Here is a 15872-nt window from a genome sequence, read left to right as displayed (position 1 = left end):
GGGGGTTGAACACATGAGTCGCACGGTTGAACAAAGCATGCTGCCGTTTACGGCAGAAGACGCCCTGAGTTCCACCGGGGAACGGATTGTCGCCGACCGTTACCTTTTGAAAGATGTGACGAAACAATCTCTCCGTCCCGGCGCCTTGGTGGTGGCCGTGCTCGATAAAAAGCGCGCCTATCACGAGTTGGCGCGGGTCGTGGAAGTGCATGAGGAGGAACACACAGTCACCGTCGAGTTGAAAGACGGGGTGCGGGAAACTCTGCCCTTTCACCAAGTGGATGTCCTGATGGAGACCGCGCCGCGGCAAATGTGGCGCCGCGTGGCCCGCGGAGCCGCGGCGGTGACGAACAACCCGGCCTACTGGGAGGAGAGGTTTTATCAACTGCAGAGCCGCTGGCGCTATGTCCCAGGGGGCCGCGTCAATGCCTCGTTAGGGTCGGGGATGCAAACCACCAGCTATAACTGTTTCGTCATTCCCAGTGTCGGACCGACCCTGCGCGACTACGCCGAATCCTTCGGGCAGACGCTGGAAATTCAGGCGCGCAGCGGTGGCGTGGGGATGAACCTTTCTCGTATTCCCCCACAGGGCACCGTCGTCCCTGTGTCGTCCGAGCCGCGTAACCAGTACCTCAACCTGGTGTTGGATGTTTGGCATGCAGACCTGCCGGAATTCCTGGAGGCGGAGTACCCGCACAGCACGAAGGTGGTGCGGGTCAACCGCAGCTTTTTGCGAGCGGTCGAGGAAGACGCAGAGTGGCAGTTTGTCTTTCCCGATACCAGTGTGGAACACTACGACGACTTGTGGAACGGGCGGATTGAGGATTGGCTAGCCGAGGGCCGGCCGGTCACGCGGTCCGAGCCCGTATCGGCAAAGGAGCTATATGAAAAGATTTTGTCCAGTGGCGCGGTGGTCCTCTCGGATGTGATTGGCACGATTCTCTACCCGGGCGATCAACGGAGCACTATTGCCAGCACGCTCGCGGATATGTGGGAACGGATGCAAGAAGGCAAAACGGTATCCATCATCCTGTCCTCCCTGCGGCCGCGGTACAGCTATGTCCGCGGGGTCAACGGCAGAAGTTCCGGCGCATACTCCTGGGGGCAGTTGTACGATAAGGGCAATCAGGTATTCGGCGATGGCTTTGGTCCGGTCGGCGTGGGCGAAATCATGAGCGTCGGTTGCCAATTAACACTTCAGGGCGGATCGCGCCGAGGGGCCCTGATGCTGATTTTGAGCGATCGCCATGCGGACATTCTGAAGTTCATCCGCTGTAAACAGGTCGACGGGGTCATCACGGGGGCCAACATTTCGGTGGGCGTTTCGGAGCGGTTCATGGCCGCCAAGGAGGCGGATGAGCCCTGGCCGATTGGCTTCGTGCGCGCGGAAGACGTCACCGAGTTTGACGGTGACTTTGACAAGTGGGAGCAGAGCGGGCGTGAATTTGTCACGTATGATACGCTCACGGCTCGCGAGCTGTGGGATGAATTGGTGACCTCTGCCTGGAAATCGGCCGAGCCGGGCGTCGTGTTTTTGGGCCGGGCGAATAAGATGTCCAATTCCTGGTACTATAACCCGTTGGTGGCGACGAATCCGTGCGGTGAGCAACCTCTGCCGGCATACGGCATCTGCAACCTTGGCGCCGTGGTCCTAAGCAAGTTCGCCTGCGGTTTCGAGGACTCGGGCGAGGTCTGCGAGTTTACGGACAAGGACAAAGAAGCGGCCGTGCGCGAGCAGCTTGAAAAGCACTTTGACAAGGAGAAGGCGGAGTTTTTCCTCCATCACATCCGCTGGGAGGAGTTGGAGGACGTCGTCCGATCCGGTTTGCGCTTCCAGGACGCGGTGATTGACGCGACCTACTACCCGTTTGAAGAGAACCGTCGGAATCAGATGAGCGAGCGGCGCGTCGGCCTCGGCATCATGGGGTTGCATGACCTGCTCCTCTACTGCGGGGTGCGCTACGGATCGGACGAATCGGTGCGGCTCATCGACGTCCTGCTTGGCTTTATGGCGGAATGGTGTTACCTGGAATCGGTCGAGCTGGCCAAGGAAAACGGGCCGTTTGAGCGGTTTGACGCAGAAAAGTTTCTGCAATCGGGTTACATGCGCCAGATGGCGGCGGAACGTCCGCACGTGGCGGAGGCGGTGCGCAAGTACGGCGTGCGCAACGTGACCACGATGACGATTGCACCCACGGGTACCACCGGCACCATGGTCGGCTGTTCCACCGGGTGTGAGCCATATTACGCTTGGTCGTACTTCCGTAACTCGCGTCTGGGCATGTTCGAGGAGAACGCGGCCATCGTGCAGGAGTATTTCGATACCCATCCAGGGGAGGAACAGTTGCCGGAGTACTTTGTCACGGCGATGGACCTGACGCCCGAGGAGCACGTCCGCGTGCAGGCCGCGCTGCAGAAGTGGATTGACAGCTCCATTTCGAAAACCTGCAACGCGCCGAATTCGTATACAGTGGAGGACACCAAGCGCCTGTATGACCTGGCCTATGAGCTGGGGTGCAAAGGGGTGACCATCTACCGCGATGGGTCACGTTCAGAACAGGTGCTGTCCTTGAAGAGCGAGGAGCGCTCCGAGAGTGCGGATCAGGCAGAGGATTTGTCCCATTCCGACAGCGAAGAGGCAGCGCGTAAGGCGAACGCCGGGCAGCCGACGAGTGCCCGTTCGGCTGGGGCTGGATACGTGAAGCGCCGCCGCCCGGATGTGTTGTATGGCGCGACGTACAAAAAAGAAACTCCGCTTGGCAAAGCGTACATCACGATTAATGACGATCCGGATGAACATGTAGCCTTGGAGATCTTCGTGAACATCGGCAAGGCCGGAAGTGACGTGTATGCGGCCAACGAAGCCTTGGGGCGGGCCATCACGTTGTACTTGCGGGATTCCAACAATCCGAATAAAGAAGCGGAACTCGTGAAGCATTTTTCCGGCATCGGGGGTTTCAATTCGGTCGGGTTTGGCGACCAGCGCATCACGTCGGTGCCCGATGCGATTGCCAAAGCATTGATTGAACATGCGGAGACGTTCCCTATGCGGCGCAGTGGCTTTGCAGAATGGGCGTCTGGACAAGAGACGGCGACGGCGGAGACGGAGCCGGCATCGCTACGCTCTTACAGCGTGGCCAAGGACCTCTGTCCGAACTGCCACCAGCTGTCCTTGGTGCGCACAGGTGGGTGCTACGAATGCGAGGCGTGCGGTTACAGCAAGTGTTAAGGGCGGAAAGGAGTCGTCCGGCATCAGGTATCTGAGAATACGGTTCTGATTACCGGCAGTGCGTGCGATGTGGCAAGGGTTTTTAGGACGGAATCCGGATTTTCAGAAGACGACAAAATCGTCTTGACAGCGGGGCAGCAGCCATGCATACTAAAGATGCGACATAGCTTTACATAGTTAAGCTGATTGCATCAAGTAAGTTGTGTTGGATAAGGAGGTTTTCCCATGGCCCTGCGAAAGTGGGACGTTGATGTAGCGCACAGCAGCATCGACTTCTCGGTTCGTCACATGATGGTATCCAAGGTGAAAGGGACGTTTCATCAGTTTTCGGCCGAAATCACGGCGGATCCAGAAGACCTGACGACCGCGAATATTCGGTTCGAGATTGACGTGAACAGCATCGACACGCGCAATGAGGATCGCGATAAACACCTGCGGTCCGCCGATTTCTTCGATGTCGAGAAGTATCCAAAAATCACGTTTCAGTCCACGCGTATTATCAAGAAGAGCGACGGCGAGTATGAAGTCACCGGCGACCTGACCATCCGCGGTACGACTCGTCCGGAGACCTTCCTGGTTACCTACGAGGGGCAAGGAAAGGACCCGTGGGGGAACCTGAAGGTCGGGTTTAGTGGGCATGGTTCCATTAACCGCGAAGAGTATGGACTGAAGTATAATGCGGCGTTGGAGACCGGCGGTGTCCTGATTGGCAATGAGGTTCAGGTCTCCATTGAAATCGAGGCCGGGAGTCAGGCATAAACTTGGGGCAGGATTAATCCAGCGTGCACGTAGCTGTGTGTAGCTGCGAAGAAGGGAGGGCCAATGGCCCTCCTTTTTTGTTGGGGAATGAGCGGAAAACCAGTGTTCCTGGACAAAGGGGCGCTCGCCGGACGGGCACCGTTCGTCGCTCCGCAGTATATCGCCTGGCTGGACCCGCCAATGTCTGCAGATGGTGTATAATGTAGACGTTGTGCACGGATTATGACGCTGTGCGTGATTTTCGCGACGTCGATTACGAATTGACGGTTCATCATTGTAAGGGGAGTTATACGTTGACATCATCGGCAAGAATTGTGGTTACGGGATTGGGGGCTGTGACGCCGCACGGCGTCGGCGTTGACGTTTTCTGGCGCGGTATCATCGAAAATCGGTCCGCTGTTCGGGCCACAGAGGACCCGGTTTTGCAGCCGTGGGCGCCGGTTGTGGCCAATGTGCCGGACTTTAATCCATCCGACTTTCTCGCCCGCAAGACGGTTCGGGATACGGCTCGCTTTAGCCAGATGGCTTTGGTCGCCGCTATGGAGGCGGTACGGGATGCAGGTCTTGCCGCCGAGGAAGGCTGGAATCCGCAAACTCGTGCGGATCGAACGGGGATTTTTATGGGCACCAGCTTTGGGTCCATTCGCAATATGGATGACGCAGCGACCGATTTAGCGAAAGACGCCCACGCACGCGTGGAGCCGCGGCTGGTTTCGAAGTCGATTCCAAACGCGGCGGGAAGTTCTGTGGCGATTCATTTCGATATTGAAGGACCCGTACTTACGTATACGACCGCCTGCGCCTCCTCCGCAAACTCCATCGGGGAGGCGGCAACTTGGCTGCAAAGCGGGCGCTTGGATGTGGCATTGGCCGGAGGCAGCGACTGCCTGTTTGCTTCGACGTTGTTAGCTGGGCTGCGGGCTTCCGGTGCGCTTGTCAGCCACGGACCGGAGGACCTGTCGACCTGGTCCAGGCCGTTTGATGTAGACCGATCCGGCATGGTCATGGGCGAAGGGGCTGCGGTGTTGGTTCTTGAGCCCTTGGAACGTGCGCTGGCGCGTGGCGCTCGCATCTATGCAGAGTTGGTTGGCTATGGGACCTCCAATGACGCGTTTCATCAGATTGCCCCACATCCGGAAGGCACTGGCGCGGTAGCCGCGATGAAGATGGCCCTCGCACAAGCAGGCATCAAGCCCTCGGAGGTCGATTACATCAACGCTCATGCCACTTCGACTAAGGCCGGCGATACGGCGGAAATCAAAGCCTTGACGCAGTTGTTTGGGGAGTCTTTGGACCACATCCCCGTCAGTTCCATCAAGGGTTCCATCGGGCACCTGCTGGGCGCGGCCGGTGGCGTCGAAAGCTTGGCCTGTGTGAAGGCCATTGAGACTGGCTGGTTGCCGCCGAATCTCCACTGTGAGAACCCGGAAGAGGGAACGCCGAAGAATTTGGTGCACGAGGCGCGTCCGCAGGCGATTCGTTTCGCCTTGAGCAATTCTTTCGGTTTTGGCGGCCAAAACGGCGTCCTGTTGTGGAAACGATACGAGGCATAAGACGACCTCAACACGGACTCTTATTGCAACTTACATAGGACCCATGGGACGAACACTGTGTCGCTCGCATGATAAAGAAGGGGCTGTCCCAGAACCCATCATAAGCTGAGGGAGGGACAGCCCTTTCGTATCCGGATGTTGTGGTTATCGCCGGTTCCATTCGCTGCCAGGAGTAGGGCTCCTAGACCATGGTCAGCCCGCCCGAGACGGAGAGTACCTGGCCGGTTATTTGCGCGGCCGCGTCGCTGGCCAGAAAAACGACCGCTTCCGCCACGTCCCTGGGTTCGGCAATTTGCCGCAAAGGGATGCGCCGAATCATTTTGTCAATCAATTTTTGCGCGTCCTCTGCCTCGCTGTTCATCTCCAAGATACGCGTGCGTGTCGGACCTGGCGACACGCAGTTGACGCGAATGTGATGGCGCGCGACCTCTTGGGCAATCGATTTGGAGAACGCGACTACGCCGCCTTTGCTGGCTGCGTAGACCGCTTCCCCTGCCATCCCCACACGCCCAGCGTCGGAGACCACATTGACAATGCTGCCGGTCTCGGCTGCCACCATGTCCCGCAAGACCGCATGAGTGGTGTAAATCACTCCCCACAGGTTCGTGTCGACCACCCGCCGCCAATAGCTTGACTCCTCGTCGAGAAAGCGGGACGTCAACGTATATCCCGCATTGTTGACCAGGATGCTGAGGGGCCCAAACGAAGACGTGAGCTCGGCGTACGCCTGGCGTACTCGCTCTTCGTTCCCGACATCCACCGCCTGCCCGAAGACGCGGCCGTTTAGGGCTGACACAGCCTTGTTGACACTGTCCTCGTGCAGAGCCCAAATCGCCACCTCATAACCGCGTTCCAAGAACAATTCCGCCGTCGCCAACCCGATGCCCTGAGCGCCGCCGGTGATGAGCACCCGCTTTCCGTTTGCCATCAGCCGATTCTCCCCAAGCGCGGCCAGGCTGCATGCAGGGCTTGCCGCTCCCGTTCATAAATGGTGACAAAGCGTTCGGCAGCTTCTGGGCCAGAAAGGAGTTCAAGCTTACGAACTTCGAGGGGATCGGCCTTCCGAATGATGTCGATGTCCTCTTGGCTGGGCGGCTCCGTCACCGGGATGCTGGTTGGTGCATAGAGCTCAAAGCCACTCTTCTCCTGGACTTCCTCCAGGGTGACTCCGGGATGCAGGGAACGAATGGCCATGGTTCCACCTGGTCCGGTGAAGTCAAACACCCCTAAGTCGGTCACGAGCACGGTCGGCGAACCGTGCGGCCCGAGCAGGGCGTCTCGTTCCGGCCCCGTGCCGGCGCCGCTGCGGAAATCGACCTGCTCGACAATGGTGCGCTTGCTGTGGTTGAGGACGTAGTAGAAGATCTGCGATAGATGGCTGGTATCTTCCGGAATTCCGCGCGATCCCACCATGGCGACCTTGGGTGTTTGCCAGTCGCCGATGACGCTGATATTGGTGTTGCCATGTCGATCAATCTGGGCTGGGTTAATCCAAATGCGAAAGTGATCTGTGAAGATGGCGTCGAAGATTTCCTCCATGGTAAGCGGAATCCCCCGCTGCGCGTCGGTGAGGAATTGCCCCAAGCTGAGGGTGGGCATCGGGGTAACTTCCATGCCGGACTCAGGCGTCGCCAACACCGCCAGGTCGGGGGCGTAACGGGCCTTTGCCAGGAGCGCAGACAGGGCCCCAAAGGCGGTCACGGAACTGACCATGACTTCGCCGCTGAATTGGCGAGCCATCGTGGTGATGAGAAACTCGTCGAGCGCGTACGTCTCATCCAGTGGCATACGGATTCTCCTTTCCGTGTGTGTCGTTCTGTCAGACTTTCAACCGCGCGACTAAGGCCTCGACGCCCCCTTGTCGCTCCAGGTAACGGGATTGATCCGTATAGATGTAGTGTTCGGCGTACTCGCGCCAGGCGTCCTCGTTGGCGGAGTACTTCAAGTAATCTTGCAGATGACGCAGATCCGCACGGTAATCAGGCGCGCAGCCGGTTGGGTGGGCGCCCCATGGTAGCTCCACCACACCCGTGGTGTGCACACGCAGGACCTGTACGTCACGTCCATAACGCTGCAGTTCGTCCGAGGAGATAATCCGCTCACAAGACATGTATGTACGTCTGGCCGCTTTCGCGCACAGGACGTCCACATGCCCGTCGCCGAGAATCACGCCGTTTCCCTTGGCATCCGCGTAATTGACGTGAATCAAGGCCACGTCTGGTTTCAGGGCGGGCACAGCCACCAGCTCTTCCCCGTGGAACGGGTCTTTGAAGCGGCGAAAGGAGTGGTTGACCGACAACACATCGGTGGCCAGCCCGGCGTGTGTGGGGAGGAAGGGAACGCGCTTGATGGTCGCGTCGAGACCGGCCATGACCGTGTATTCGGTCCACTCTTCGAAGCGGGCCGTTCCTTTTTGACGGGCGCGGCGGAAGTGCGGGGCAAGTCCGAGCACTTCAAAACCCACGAATGCGTAAATCACTTCGGCGACGGAACCGGTACCTAATAAAAGGTCGACGTCCGGCCCGCCGACATCGACGATGAGGCGGAGGTCTTTGACCGAGCTTCGCGCGAGCGCCCGGATGAGCGCCATGGGCTTGCGCGAGAGGGAAGAGCCGCCGATGGCCACGGTCGATCCGTTCGGAATGTCGGCGATGACTTGGTCAACCGTCATCCGCTTGTCCAATAGTGGTCACCTTCCTTAGCATTGTTGGTTTTTGTAGAGGTTGTGTGAACCTCCATTTTCGTTGGCTGGCAACGGCCGCCCGGGCTTGCGTTGGGCGGCCACTCCGGTGATGCATTCGTTACGGACGCAGGTCTTTGGTGGTTTCAAACGGGCCGGAGGTATGGGTGAGCCCGCCGTCGACGCGAATCACCTGGCCGGTGATAAAGCGTGACAGGTCGCTGGCCAGAAAGACGGCCACATCGGCGACGTCTTCGGGGGTGGCTAAGCGTCCGAGGGGGGTATGACGGCTGACTTCACGCTCAAACTCGGCGTAGGAATCCCCCATGTAAAAACGGGCCGAGTCAGTGGCGACGACACCTGGCGCAATCGCGTTGCAGGTGATGCCAAGCGGCCCCAATTCATAGGACAGATACCGGGTCAAGGCTTCCACGGCAGCCTTGGCGGATCCGATAGAGCCGTACAAAGGAAGCGTAAAGTCGGTGCCGTGTCCCGAGACCGTGATAATCCGCCCAGCTCGGCCCTGCATGAGTGGAACCGCGCGTTGCACCGCGTCGACCAGGGCGTTAATCAGGAGCTTGTACGTACGGTCGATGTGGTGAGGCTTCATCTGCAAAATTGGCTTAAAGGCCGTGGCGGCGGCGTTGGCCATGAAAATATCGAGCTGGCCAAAGGTCTCACCAACTACTTGAAACATGCGTTCGATGTCTTCACTCGACTCGAGGTTGGCTTGCACCGCGACGCTGCGTCGGCCCAGGCCCTGAATCTCCCGGACGACCTCTTGCGCCAAATCGGCTTGCCGGTTGTAGTGCACCACCACGTCGGCGCCGGCCTGCGCCATGGCGATCGCCGAGGCGCGGCCGATGCCCCGTGAGCTTCCGGTGATAAGAGCAACCTTTCCGTGCAACAACTCGTTCATGAAGTCAAACCCTTTCCGAGCCATTCTCCGCCATCAATGACGAAAATCTCCCCGTTGACGAAATCCGCGTAAGGCGACAGCAGATAGGTGGCGGCATTGGCGATTTCGGTGACATCCGCAAAACGTCCAACCGGGATTTTCGCCTTCAAGCGCGCTTCGTCGGCCGGATCGGCCCAGAGCGGGCGCGCCCCTTCGGTGTCGGTCGGACCCGGGCAGACCGCGTTGACTCGGATGCCGTAGTGGGCCCACTCCACGGCCAGGGTCCGCGTCATCGCCACAACCCCCGCCTTGGCCGCCACGGAGTGGACGGTGCGCGGGCCGCCTGTCCAAGCGTAGCTGGCGACAATCGACAGGATGCGGCCGCCGTTTTTCGATTCAATCATTTTTAAGCCGGCCGCGCGGGTGCAATAGAAGGTGCCGTTGAGTACAGAGCCGACGACCGCATTCCAACCGTTCACGGACAATTTCTCGCTGTCCACAATAAAGTTGCCGGCGGCCGAGTTGACCAGGATGTCGAGTCGGCCGGTCTTCTCGACGGCGGTGTTCATGAGGTGATCGACCTGTTCGGGATCGCGGACATCGGTCGGGACGGCGTAGGCTTCACCGCCGGCCGCAGTGATTTCCGCCACCGCCTTTTCCAGGTTTTCGGCCTTACGGCTGGCCAACACGACGCGGGCGCCGAGCTGCGAAAGGTACTTGGCGATGCCAAGACCGATGCCGGTGCCACCGCCCGTAATGACCGCGGTCTGTCCTTGGAACGTATCTCCAGGCAACATAGGTTTATGCATGTGGATTCTCCTTTCCTCATTGACCAGAAAATTTCGGCTGGCGTTTCTCCAAGAACGCAGCCACGGCTTCCTGATGGTCCCCTGTGTGCGCCAAGCGGTCTTGCGCTTCCCGTTCAAACTGAAGCGTTTCCTCCAATGAATGGGCAGCCGCCAAATCATACAAGCGGCGAATCTCGGCGTATGCCCGCGTGGGGCCGGCTGCCAACTCGGCCAATAGGGCGTGGGCTTCCTCCCAGGCTTCGTCCATGGAGGAGTTGACTTTCGCGGCCAATCCGCATGCGACCGCTTCTTCCGGCGTCAAGGTCCCTCCCCTCAGGGTTAGGCTCGTCGCTCGCGCGTGTCCAATGGCGCGGGAGAGCAAAAAGCTCACAGCCGTGTCGGGAGCCAGTCCTACCTTCACGAACACGGGGGACAGGTTGGACTTAGTATGCAGGATGCGAAAGTCGGCAGCCAAAACCAGTGCCAATCCGCCGCCGACCGCGGCGCCGTTGACCAAGACCACGCAAGGCTTTGGCAGGGAGCGCAGGCGCCGAACAATGGGTATGTACTCTTCGTCCACGACGCGGCCCAGCTCAGGTCCATTTTGTTCATAATAATCAGCGAGTTCACGCACATCCTGGCCGACACAGAACGCCCGGCCAGCCCCGGTGATGAGAAGCGCGCGAATCTGCCGGTCTTGCGCCACTCGTTCCAATGCGTCCAACAGTTCGCGGCGCATCGTGCGCGTAAGCGCGTTTAAGGCCTCTGGACGGTTCAGGGTGATGGTTGCAACCGCCCCATCGACTTGATATAGAATTTCTTGATATTCCATTCCAGACCTCCCTAGCATACAGACGTGCACGTAGTGCATGTCCAGCAGCCGCTCAGGCTACCGCAGAACACAAGCACAGCTGTGAACGATCCCTATTTTAACGATCCCTATTTTATTATAAAAACATGGCGCATGGACAACCCATGCCGCCATCCTCCGGGGGAAGTTTATCTGTTTACCCTTCTGTGTTTCGCCCGCGCCCGCGTGCTGGGTACGGATTCAGCCAAAGTTTTGGCCTCCGACGGAAATGGAAATGGTTCGTCCCAGCCGGGCATCATTGGTACGCGGGTTGACCAAGCAGTTCGGACACCGTGCGGAACGAATACCCCTCCCGGCGCAAGACATGAATGATATACGGCAGTGCGTCCACAGTATCTTGGAGACTCTCGCCGCGCCCTCCGGCCGAGTGCATGAGGATGATGGACCCAGGCGAGACGTGCGAGAGCACGTTGGCCGCCACCTGGGGTCCGGTCAGCCCTGCCCAATCGAGGCTATCCACGTTCCAAAACAAGATTTTCATGTTGAGTTCCTGAACCACCTCGATGACGGTCCGGTTCAAGGCTCCGTACGGCGGACGGATAAACCTGGGCGTACGGTGGATGATTTGCGCGATGGCTTGATTCGTGCTCGTAATCTCGGTTCGAATCTGCTCCCGCGTTATCTTTGTCAAATTCGGATGATGGTAGCTGTGATTGGCGACAACATGCCCCTCGCGGGTGATGCGTCGCAAGACATCCGGGTTGCTGCGGACGCGTTGCCCCACGCAACAGAATGTCGCCTTAACCTGCTCGCTGGAGAGAATGGATAGGATTTGTGGGGTCCATTCCGTGTCTGGGCCATCGTCAAAGGTCAGCGCCACCGCCCGTTCCGTAGCGGGTCCCTGCAGGATGATGAGGTCCGGATAACGGCTGTGCCAGTCGATATGCTGCGGCCGTGGCGGACGCTCAGCTGAGCTTTCTGGACCGTGTTGGTGGATCGGCTGTTGGCGAGCCCATGGTCCTTCGTAGCCTTCGTGGAATCCCGACATTGTAAAACCTCCCTCGTCGGTCATTAAGATATGGGTGTTTGTGGCGAAAGGTGCCGTTTGATCGGGCCGACGAAGTTTTGCTCGACCTATGCGTGCGTAGGTAGTAACCTATACACGTGTGTCCATGGCGTGCCTTTGCGCGATCTCGATGCAGGACATGGCACTACACTTGCGGAATGGTGGTTGAGACGATGGAGTGGATTTTGGGCGGCGTAACCGCAGCGAGAGGCTTTGTCGCTGCCTCTGGGCGGGCTGGAGTGAAATCGTCTGGGGATGACCTCGCGTTGGTTGTCAGCGAGGTTCCCGCGCAGCCAGCCGGGGTGTTTACAACCAATGTCGTGCAGGCCGCGCCTGTGCGCTGGTCACGTCGGATTGTCGAGCAGCAAGGAACAGTGCGAGCTGTTCTGATCAACAGCGGGAATGCGAACGCCTGTACAGGCCGGCAGGGCGAGTTGGACACGCGGATTATGGCCGTCGCTGCGGCGGAAGAGCTCGGGGTCGGGGCGGAAGAGGTTCTGGTTGCGTCCACCGGGGTCATCGGCGTGCCGCTGCCGATGGAACGCATTCGGGCAGGAATCTGTGGCTTGAATCGTCGGTTGGGTCGGGGGCAGGAGCACGATGCACGAGCCGCCGACGCGATCCGTACCACGGACACGGTCATCAAACAAGCGGCGGTGCGAATCGAGCTGGACGGGGTGCCGGTCACAATTGGCGGGATGGCCAAGGGCTCCGGAATGATTCATCCGAACATGGCCACGATGTTGGCCGTCATCACGACCGATGCCAGTCTGGCCTCGGGGGACTTACAGGACGCCCTGCGTAGGGGGGCGGATGCATCGTTCAACATGCTTTCTGTGGATGGGGATACGAGCACCAATGATACCGTGTTTTTGTTGGCCAACGGACAGGCCGGGGCCAGCCCGATAAGTCGAGGGTCCGGTCTGTATGACACGTTTGTCGAGGCTCTGACCGCCGTGATGGTTTCCTTAGCGAAGCAGATTGCACGCGATGGAGAAGGCGCGACCAAGCTGTTGGAAGTTCAGGTAACCGGTGCACGCGATAGAGAAACGGCACGTCGACTCGCCAAGTCGGTCGTATCCTCCAACCTGGTTAAGGCGGCCATTTTTGGCCGGGATGCGAATTGGGGCCGGGTGGTTGCGGCTTTGGGTTATAGCGGCGCTGATTTTCAACCAAATCAGGTTCGCATGGAGTTTGTGAGTCCGTATGGCCAAGTGCTATTGCTTGAGGACGGAGAACCGGTGCCGTTTTCCGAGGCGTTGGCCGAACGTGTTCTGAGTGCCGATGAGGTACAGGTTTACGTGGAGCTGAGAGACGGCGCTGGACAAGCCACCGCCTGGGGATGCGACCTCAGCTACGATTATGTGCGGATTAACGCAGATTATCGAACGTAATGGAGTTGCAGGGCTCAATTGACGGTTGACAATCCGGCGGCATATAATGTCGAAATGGCAGCAAATACGAGGGGGCGAGGCCCATGATTAAGACGTATTTTTACAATCATCAAGATCAACGGATGTATCATGATGTGGACCTATCGCGCCTGCAGGATTTGCTTGCCGATGAACAGAGCCTTTTATGGATTGACCTGTATAATTGCACCCTGGATGAGCTGAAATGGGTTGCGGCCAAGTTCGACTTTCACCCATTGGCGATTGAAGATTGCCTGCATGATTCGCCGCGCTCCAAGGTTGACCGATATGATGAGTACTATTTCTTCACGTTTCATGCACTGAAATACGACGAAGAGAGCGACCGCGAAGTCACCACCGAGGAATTAAACGTATTTTTGGCCAAGAATTATATTGTCACCGTACACCGGCATCCCGTTCAACCCATTGGGCGGATTGCATCCCGGTCGTTGCGGGACCCGTTTCATATGAACAAGGGCCCGGATTTCTTACTCTATTCCATCGTCGACGGCATCACGGACGAATACTTTCCCATCATCGAACGTATTTCGGCTCGTATTGATGAACTTGAGGACGAGATGTATGAGCATCCGGCCATGGAGATCACCGAAGAGTTTCTTTCCTTGAAACGAACGATTGTTTTAATTCGGCGTGTGGTCCAACCGAAGAAACGGATCTTCCAAAATGTTGGTTCCGCTTATTCATTTGCCGTGCAGGAGGAGAACATCCCGTATTACATGGACCTTACGGATCATCTGGAGCGAATTTCCGATTCGATTGAGGTCTTTCGCGATTTGGTATCCGGCGCTTTGGATACGTATTCGTCGCTGGTTTCGGCCAAGACAAACGAAACCATGCGCGTCTTGACCGTGATCACGACGGTCACGGCGACCTTGACCCTTATCACGGGATATTTTGGCATGAACGTCCCGATTCCGTTTCAGAAGCGTTGGATTGCCACGGCCGTGGTCACGGCCGGCTTGTTTGTGATCACCTGGATCATGCTTCGGGTGTTTCGTCGACGGAAATGGATTTAAGACCGAGTCCCTTACCCGGGCACGGAAATTGAATCCTAAGTAAAGCTTGCAGGTATTGAGTTGCTTTTGCCTGACATACTGGAAATAGGCACCCGGCTCCTTGGCATGTTTGGGGCCGGCGTTTTTTCTTTTGATGCCCCGGATGGAAAGGTGAGGTTGCCTCTAGGATTGTTTGGTTGCTAAAATAAGTACGGACAAACCATGGGAGTGATGAACACAGATGAACGACGGGGCACACTGGGTTCGCCAATTCGAAGACATCATGGCCCGGTTTCAACAAATGTCGCACATACATTCGCAGGTGAAAAAGTTCGGCCTGACTACAAGTGAAATGTTTATCCTGCGTTATTTGGATGCATGCGACCGAGCGAAAGCTTCGGATTTGGCACGTGTTGTCGGGCTCAGTCCGGGGGCGGTCACCCAGGTGTGCGACGAATTGGTCAAGGCGGGGTTTGTCGATCGGACGAGATCCGAAGAAGACCGGCGCGTCGTACTGATTGCCATTACGGATAAAGGCCGACAGAAGCTGGAGGACATCCGAGCGGCCCGGATTCAGAAGTGGCGCAGTGTAATGGAGCGTCTCGGGCCCGAAGACGCCGCAGAGCTGTTGCGTATTTTACAGCGTGTTCTCCATCTTGTCGATGAAGCCAGCAAGGAGCATGGTTGTCATGAACAGCGTCCGCCTGCCGACGGCGTACAGTCTTCCCAGTGACGGGAGAATGGGAGGGAGGATAGGCAAACCTGCCGTTGTACTTGACCGGGATGGCGTTATCAATGAATATCGAATGCACGTCAATCGACCGGACGACCTTCATATCTATTCTTATGCCGCAGAGGCCATAGGCTTGCTGAACAAAGCGGGATTTTACGTGTTGGTGGCCACGAATCAGGGAGGCATTGGCCTGGGTTACTTATCGGAGGCTGATTTAGCCGCGATTCATGAGCGTATGCAACAGGAGTTGCGGGAACAAGGCGCGCGTATCGATGGTATTGCATACTGTCCGCATGCCCCAGGGGCCCGCTGCCCCTGTCGGAAGCCGCGTCCCGGAATGCTTTACGACTTGCAGCGGCGTTATGCGTTCGATTTTCGCCGCAGCTATATGGTGGGCGATCGGGAAACAGATGTGGCTTGCGGACGGACTGTCGGAATGAAAACCATCCTCATCCACGAATTCCCCACGCAGACGGCGGCGGATTATACGGCAATCGACCTGCTGCAGGCCGCAAAGTGGATTTTGACGCAAACCAACGGCAAATTCCATACATAGGTTACTCCATGGATTCTTGCCATCGTTCCCGATGGCACCTGGGAGGGGCAAGGTATGAGTGGTCCGGAATCCATGGACAGTTTCGAGGGAGCTTATGCATGGGCTGAACAACCGCCAATGTGGAGCTACCCCTACTGGTACGGCAGTCCGGTAGACGTTCTGCCTTGGTGGATGCGTGCCCATATGGTTTCACCCCATCATTTGTACCGGGTTGAGGTGGATTGGCTCCGCAACCTTTCAAAAGACGCGAACGTGGCGGCTGGGTATCCGGTCAACGGGCCATGGTATCCCTTGGCCGTCCTGCATCCAGATTGGATAGACCCTTGGAGTATGCAGGTTTATCACGGCTATTGGTGGCCATAGTGGCCTGT

15 protein-coding genes are annotated in these 15872 nt (G+C 57.9%); 8 read left to right on the top strand and 7 right to left on the bottom strand.

Annotated features, from left to right (window positions below; genetic code table 11):
- Nucleotides 1-13 precede the first annotated feature (13 nt).
- From H522_RS0103110 to H522_RS0103095, 3 genes are all read left to right on the top strand, one after another.
- Nucleotides 14-3229, top strand: coding sequence for an adenosylcobalamin-dependent ribonucleoside-diphosphate reductase (locus H522_RS0103110; protein WP_026961190.1), 3216 nt, complete (start codon nt 14-16; stop codon nt 3227-3229).
- Between the two features lie 225 nt (nt 3230-3454).
- On the top strand, nt 3455-3988 hold the full coding sequence (locus H522_RS0103105) for a YceI family protein (protein ID WP_026961189.1): 534 nt from the start codon (nt 3455-3457) through the stop codon (nt 3986-3988).
- A gap of 293 nt (nt 3989-4281) precedes the next feature.
- On the top strand, nt 4282-5541 hold the full coding sequence (locus H522_RS0103095) for a beta-ketoacyl-[acyl-carrier-protein] synthase family protein (RefSeq protein WP_026961188.1): 1260 nt from the start codon (nt 4282-4284) through the stop codon (nt 5539-5541).
- 181 nt (nt 5542-5722) lie between these two features.
- Here the strand turns inward: H522_RS0103095 and H522_RS0103090 are convergent, their stop codons facing one another.
- The 7 genes from H522_RS0103090 to H522_RS0103060 all read right to left on the bottom strand — a co-directional run bounded on the left by H522_RS0103090 (nt 5723) and on the right by H522_RS0103060 (nt 11766).
- Complete coding sequence (locus H522_RS0103090; protein WP_026961187.1) at nt 5723-6469, bottom strand: SDR family NAD(P)-dependent oxidoreductase; 747 nt, start codon at nt 6467-6469, stop codon at nt 5723-5725.
- The gene (locus tag H522_RS0103085) at nt 6469-7329 is read right to left on the bottom strand and encodes a CoA-transferase (RefSeq protein WP_026961186.1); all 861 of its coding nucleotides are present in this window, start codon (nt 7327-7329) and stop codon (nt 6469-6471) included. Before H522_RS0103085 ends, H522_RS0103090 begins: the two co-directional genes overlap by 1 nt.
- Nucleotides 7330-7360: 31 nt before the next feature.
- Complete coding sequence (locus H522_RS0103080; protein WP_211230637.1) at nt 7361-8224, bottom strand: CoA transferase subunit A; 864 nt, start codon at nt 8222-8224, stop codon at nt 7361-7363.
- 118 nt (nt 8225-8342) lie between these two features.
- Nucleotides 8343-9140, bottom strand: coding sequence for an SDR family oxidoreductase (locus H522_RS0103075; RefSeq protein ID WP_026961184.1), 798 nt, complete (start codon nt 9138-9140; stop codon nt 8343-8345).
- Nucleotides 9137-9928 carry an SDR family oxidoreductase gene (locus H522_RS0103070; protein ID WP_026961183.1) on the bottom strand — a complete coding sequence of 264 codons (792 nt, stop codon included), beginning with the start codon at nt 9926-9928 and terminating at the stop codon, nt 9137-9139. Before H522_RS0103070 ends, H522_RS0103075 begins: the two co-directional genes overlap by 4 nt.
- A 16-nt stretch (nt 9929-9944) precedes the next feature.
- A complete protein-coding gene (locus H522_RS0103065) occupies nt 9945-10739 on the bottom strand; it encodes an enoyl-CoA hydratase-related protein (protein WP_026961182.1) in 795 nt (264 codons plus the stop codon).
- A 274-nt stretch (nt 10740-11013) separates the two neighbouring features.
- Nucleotides 11014-11766 (bottom strand): polysaccharide deacetylase family protein, encoded by a 753-nt coding sequence (locus H522_RS0103060; RefSeq protein WP_081411819.1) that lies wholly within the window; start codon nt 11764-11766, stop codon nt 11014-11016.
- Between the two features lie 191 nt (nt 11767-11957).
- Between H522_RS0103060 and argJ the strand changes: the two genes are divergently transcribed.
- The 5 genes from argJ (at nt 11958) to H522_RS0103035 (ending at nt 15864) form a co-directional block, all read left to right on the top strand.
- Complete coding sequence (gene argJ, locus H522_RS0103055) at nt 11958-13178, top strand: bifunctional glutamate N-acetyltransferase/amino-acid acetyltransferase ArgJ (protein ID WP_026961180.1); 1221 nt, start codon at nt 11958-11960, stop codon at nt 13176-13178.
- Nucleotides 13179-13261: 83 nt separating this feature from the next.
- Nucleotides 13262-14233: a magnesium/cobalt transporter CorA gene (gene corA / locus H522_RS0103050; protein ID WP_026961179.1), complete on the top strand. Its 972-nt coding sequence runs from the start codon at nt 13262-13264 to the stop codon at nt 14231-14233.
- A 220-nt stretch (nt 14234-14453) separates the two neighbouring features.
- On the top strand, nt 14454-14945 hold the full coding sequence (locus H522_RS17255) for a MarR family winged helix-turn-helix transcriptional regulator (protein WP_051343755.1): 492 nt from the start codon (nt 14454-14456) through the stop codon (nt 14943-14945).
- A complete protein-coding gene (locus H522_RS0103040) occupies nt 14902-15501 on the top strand; it encodes a D-glycero-alpha-D-manno-heptose-1,7-bisphosphate 7-phosphatase (RefSeq protein WP_245577993.1) in 600 nt (199 codons plus the stop codon). Before H522_RS17255 ends, H522_RS0103040 begins: the two co-directional genes overlap by 44 nt.
- Nucleotides 15502-15555: 54 nt before the next feature.
- Nucleotides 15556-15864 (top strand): hypothetical protein, encoded by a 309-nt coding sequence (locus tag H522_RS0103035; RefSeq protein ID WP_026961177.1) that lies wholly within the window; start codon nt 15556-15558, stop codon nt 15862-15864.
- The last annotated feature ends 8 nt before the right edge of the window (nt 15865-15872 follow it).

The organism is Alicyclobacillus herbarius DSM 13609 (genome assembly GCF_000430585.1).
GTDB classification, from domain to species: Bacteria; Bacillota; Bacilli; order Alicyclobacillales; family Alicyclobacillaceae; genus Alicyclobacillus_G; species Alicyclobacillus_G herbarius.
Note: the sequence above shows the minus strand (reverse complement) of the source record. Positions and strands in the feature narration are given on the sequence as shown.

What these genes read in the sequence shown, in the direction of transcription:
- H522_RS0103110 (WP_026961190.1), top strand. Translation starts at nt 14, where the DNA reads ATGAGTCGCACGGTTGAACAAAGCATGCTGCCGTTTACGGCAGAAGAC.
- H522_RS0103105 (WP_026961189.1), top strand. Translation starts at nt 3,455, where the DNA reads ATGGCCCTGCGAAAGTGGGACGTTGATGTAGCGCACAGCAGCATCGAC.
- H522_RS0103090 (WP_026961187.1), bottom strand. Translation starts at nt 6,469, where the DNA reads ATGGCAAACGGAAAGCGGGTGCTCATCACCGGCGGCGCTCAGGGCATC.
- H522_RS0103085 (WP_026961186.1), bottom strand. Translation starts at nt 7,329, where the DNA reads ATGCCACTGGATGAGACGTACGCGCTCGACGAGTTTCTCATCACCACG.
- H522_RS0103075 (WP_026961184.1), bottom strand. Translation starts at nt 9,140, where the DNA reads ATGAACGAGTTGTTGCACGGAAAGGTTGCTCTTATCACCGGAAGCTCA.
- H522_RS0103070 (WP_026961183.1), bottom strand. Translation starts at nt 9,928, where the DNA reads ATGCATAAACCTATGTTGCCTGGAGATACGTTCCAAGGACAGACCGCG.
- H522_RS0103065 (WP_026961182.1), bottom strand. Translation starts at nt 10,739, where the DNA reads ATGGAATATCAAGAAATTCTATATCAAGTCGATGGGGCGGTTGCAACC.
- H522_RS0103060 (WP_081411819.1), bottom strand. Translation starts at nt 11,766, where the DNA reads ATGTCGGGATTCCACGAAGGCTACGAAGGACCATGGGCTCGCCAACAG.
- argJ (WP_026961180.1), top strand. Translation starts at nt 11,958, where the DNA reads ATGGAGTGGATTTTGGGCGGCGTAACCGCAGCGAGAGGCTTTGTCGCT.
- corA (WP_026961179.1), top strand. Translation starts at nt 13,262, where the DNA reads ATGATTAAGACGTATTTTTACAATCATCAAGATCAACGGATGTATCAT.
- H522_RS17255 (WP_051343755.1), top strand. Translation starts at nt 14,454, where the DNA reads ATGAACGACGGGGCACACTGGGTTCGCCAATTCGAAGACATCATGGCC.
- H522_RS0103040 (WP_245577993.1), top strand. Translation starts at nt 14,902, where the DNA reads ATGAACAGCGTCCGCCTGCCGACGGCGTACAGTCTTCCCAGTGACGGG.
- H522_RS0103035 (WP_026961177.1), top strand. Translation starts at nt 15,556, where the DNA reads ATGAGTGGTCCGGAATCCATGGACAGTTTCGAGGGAGCTTATGCATGG.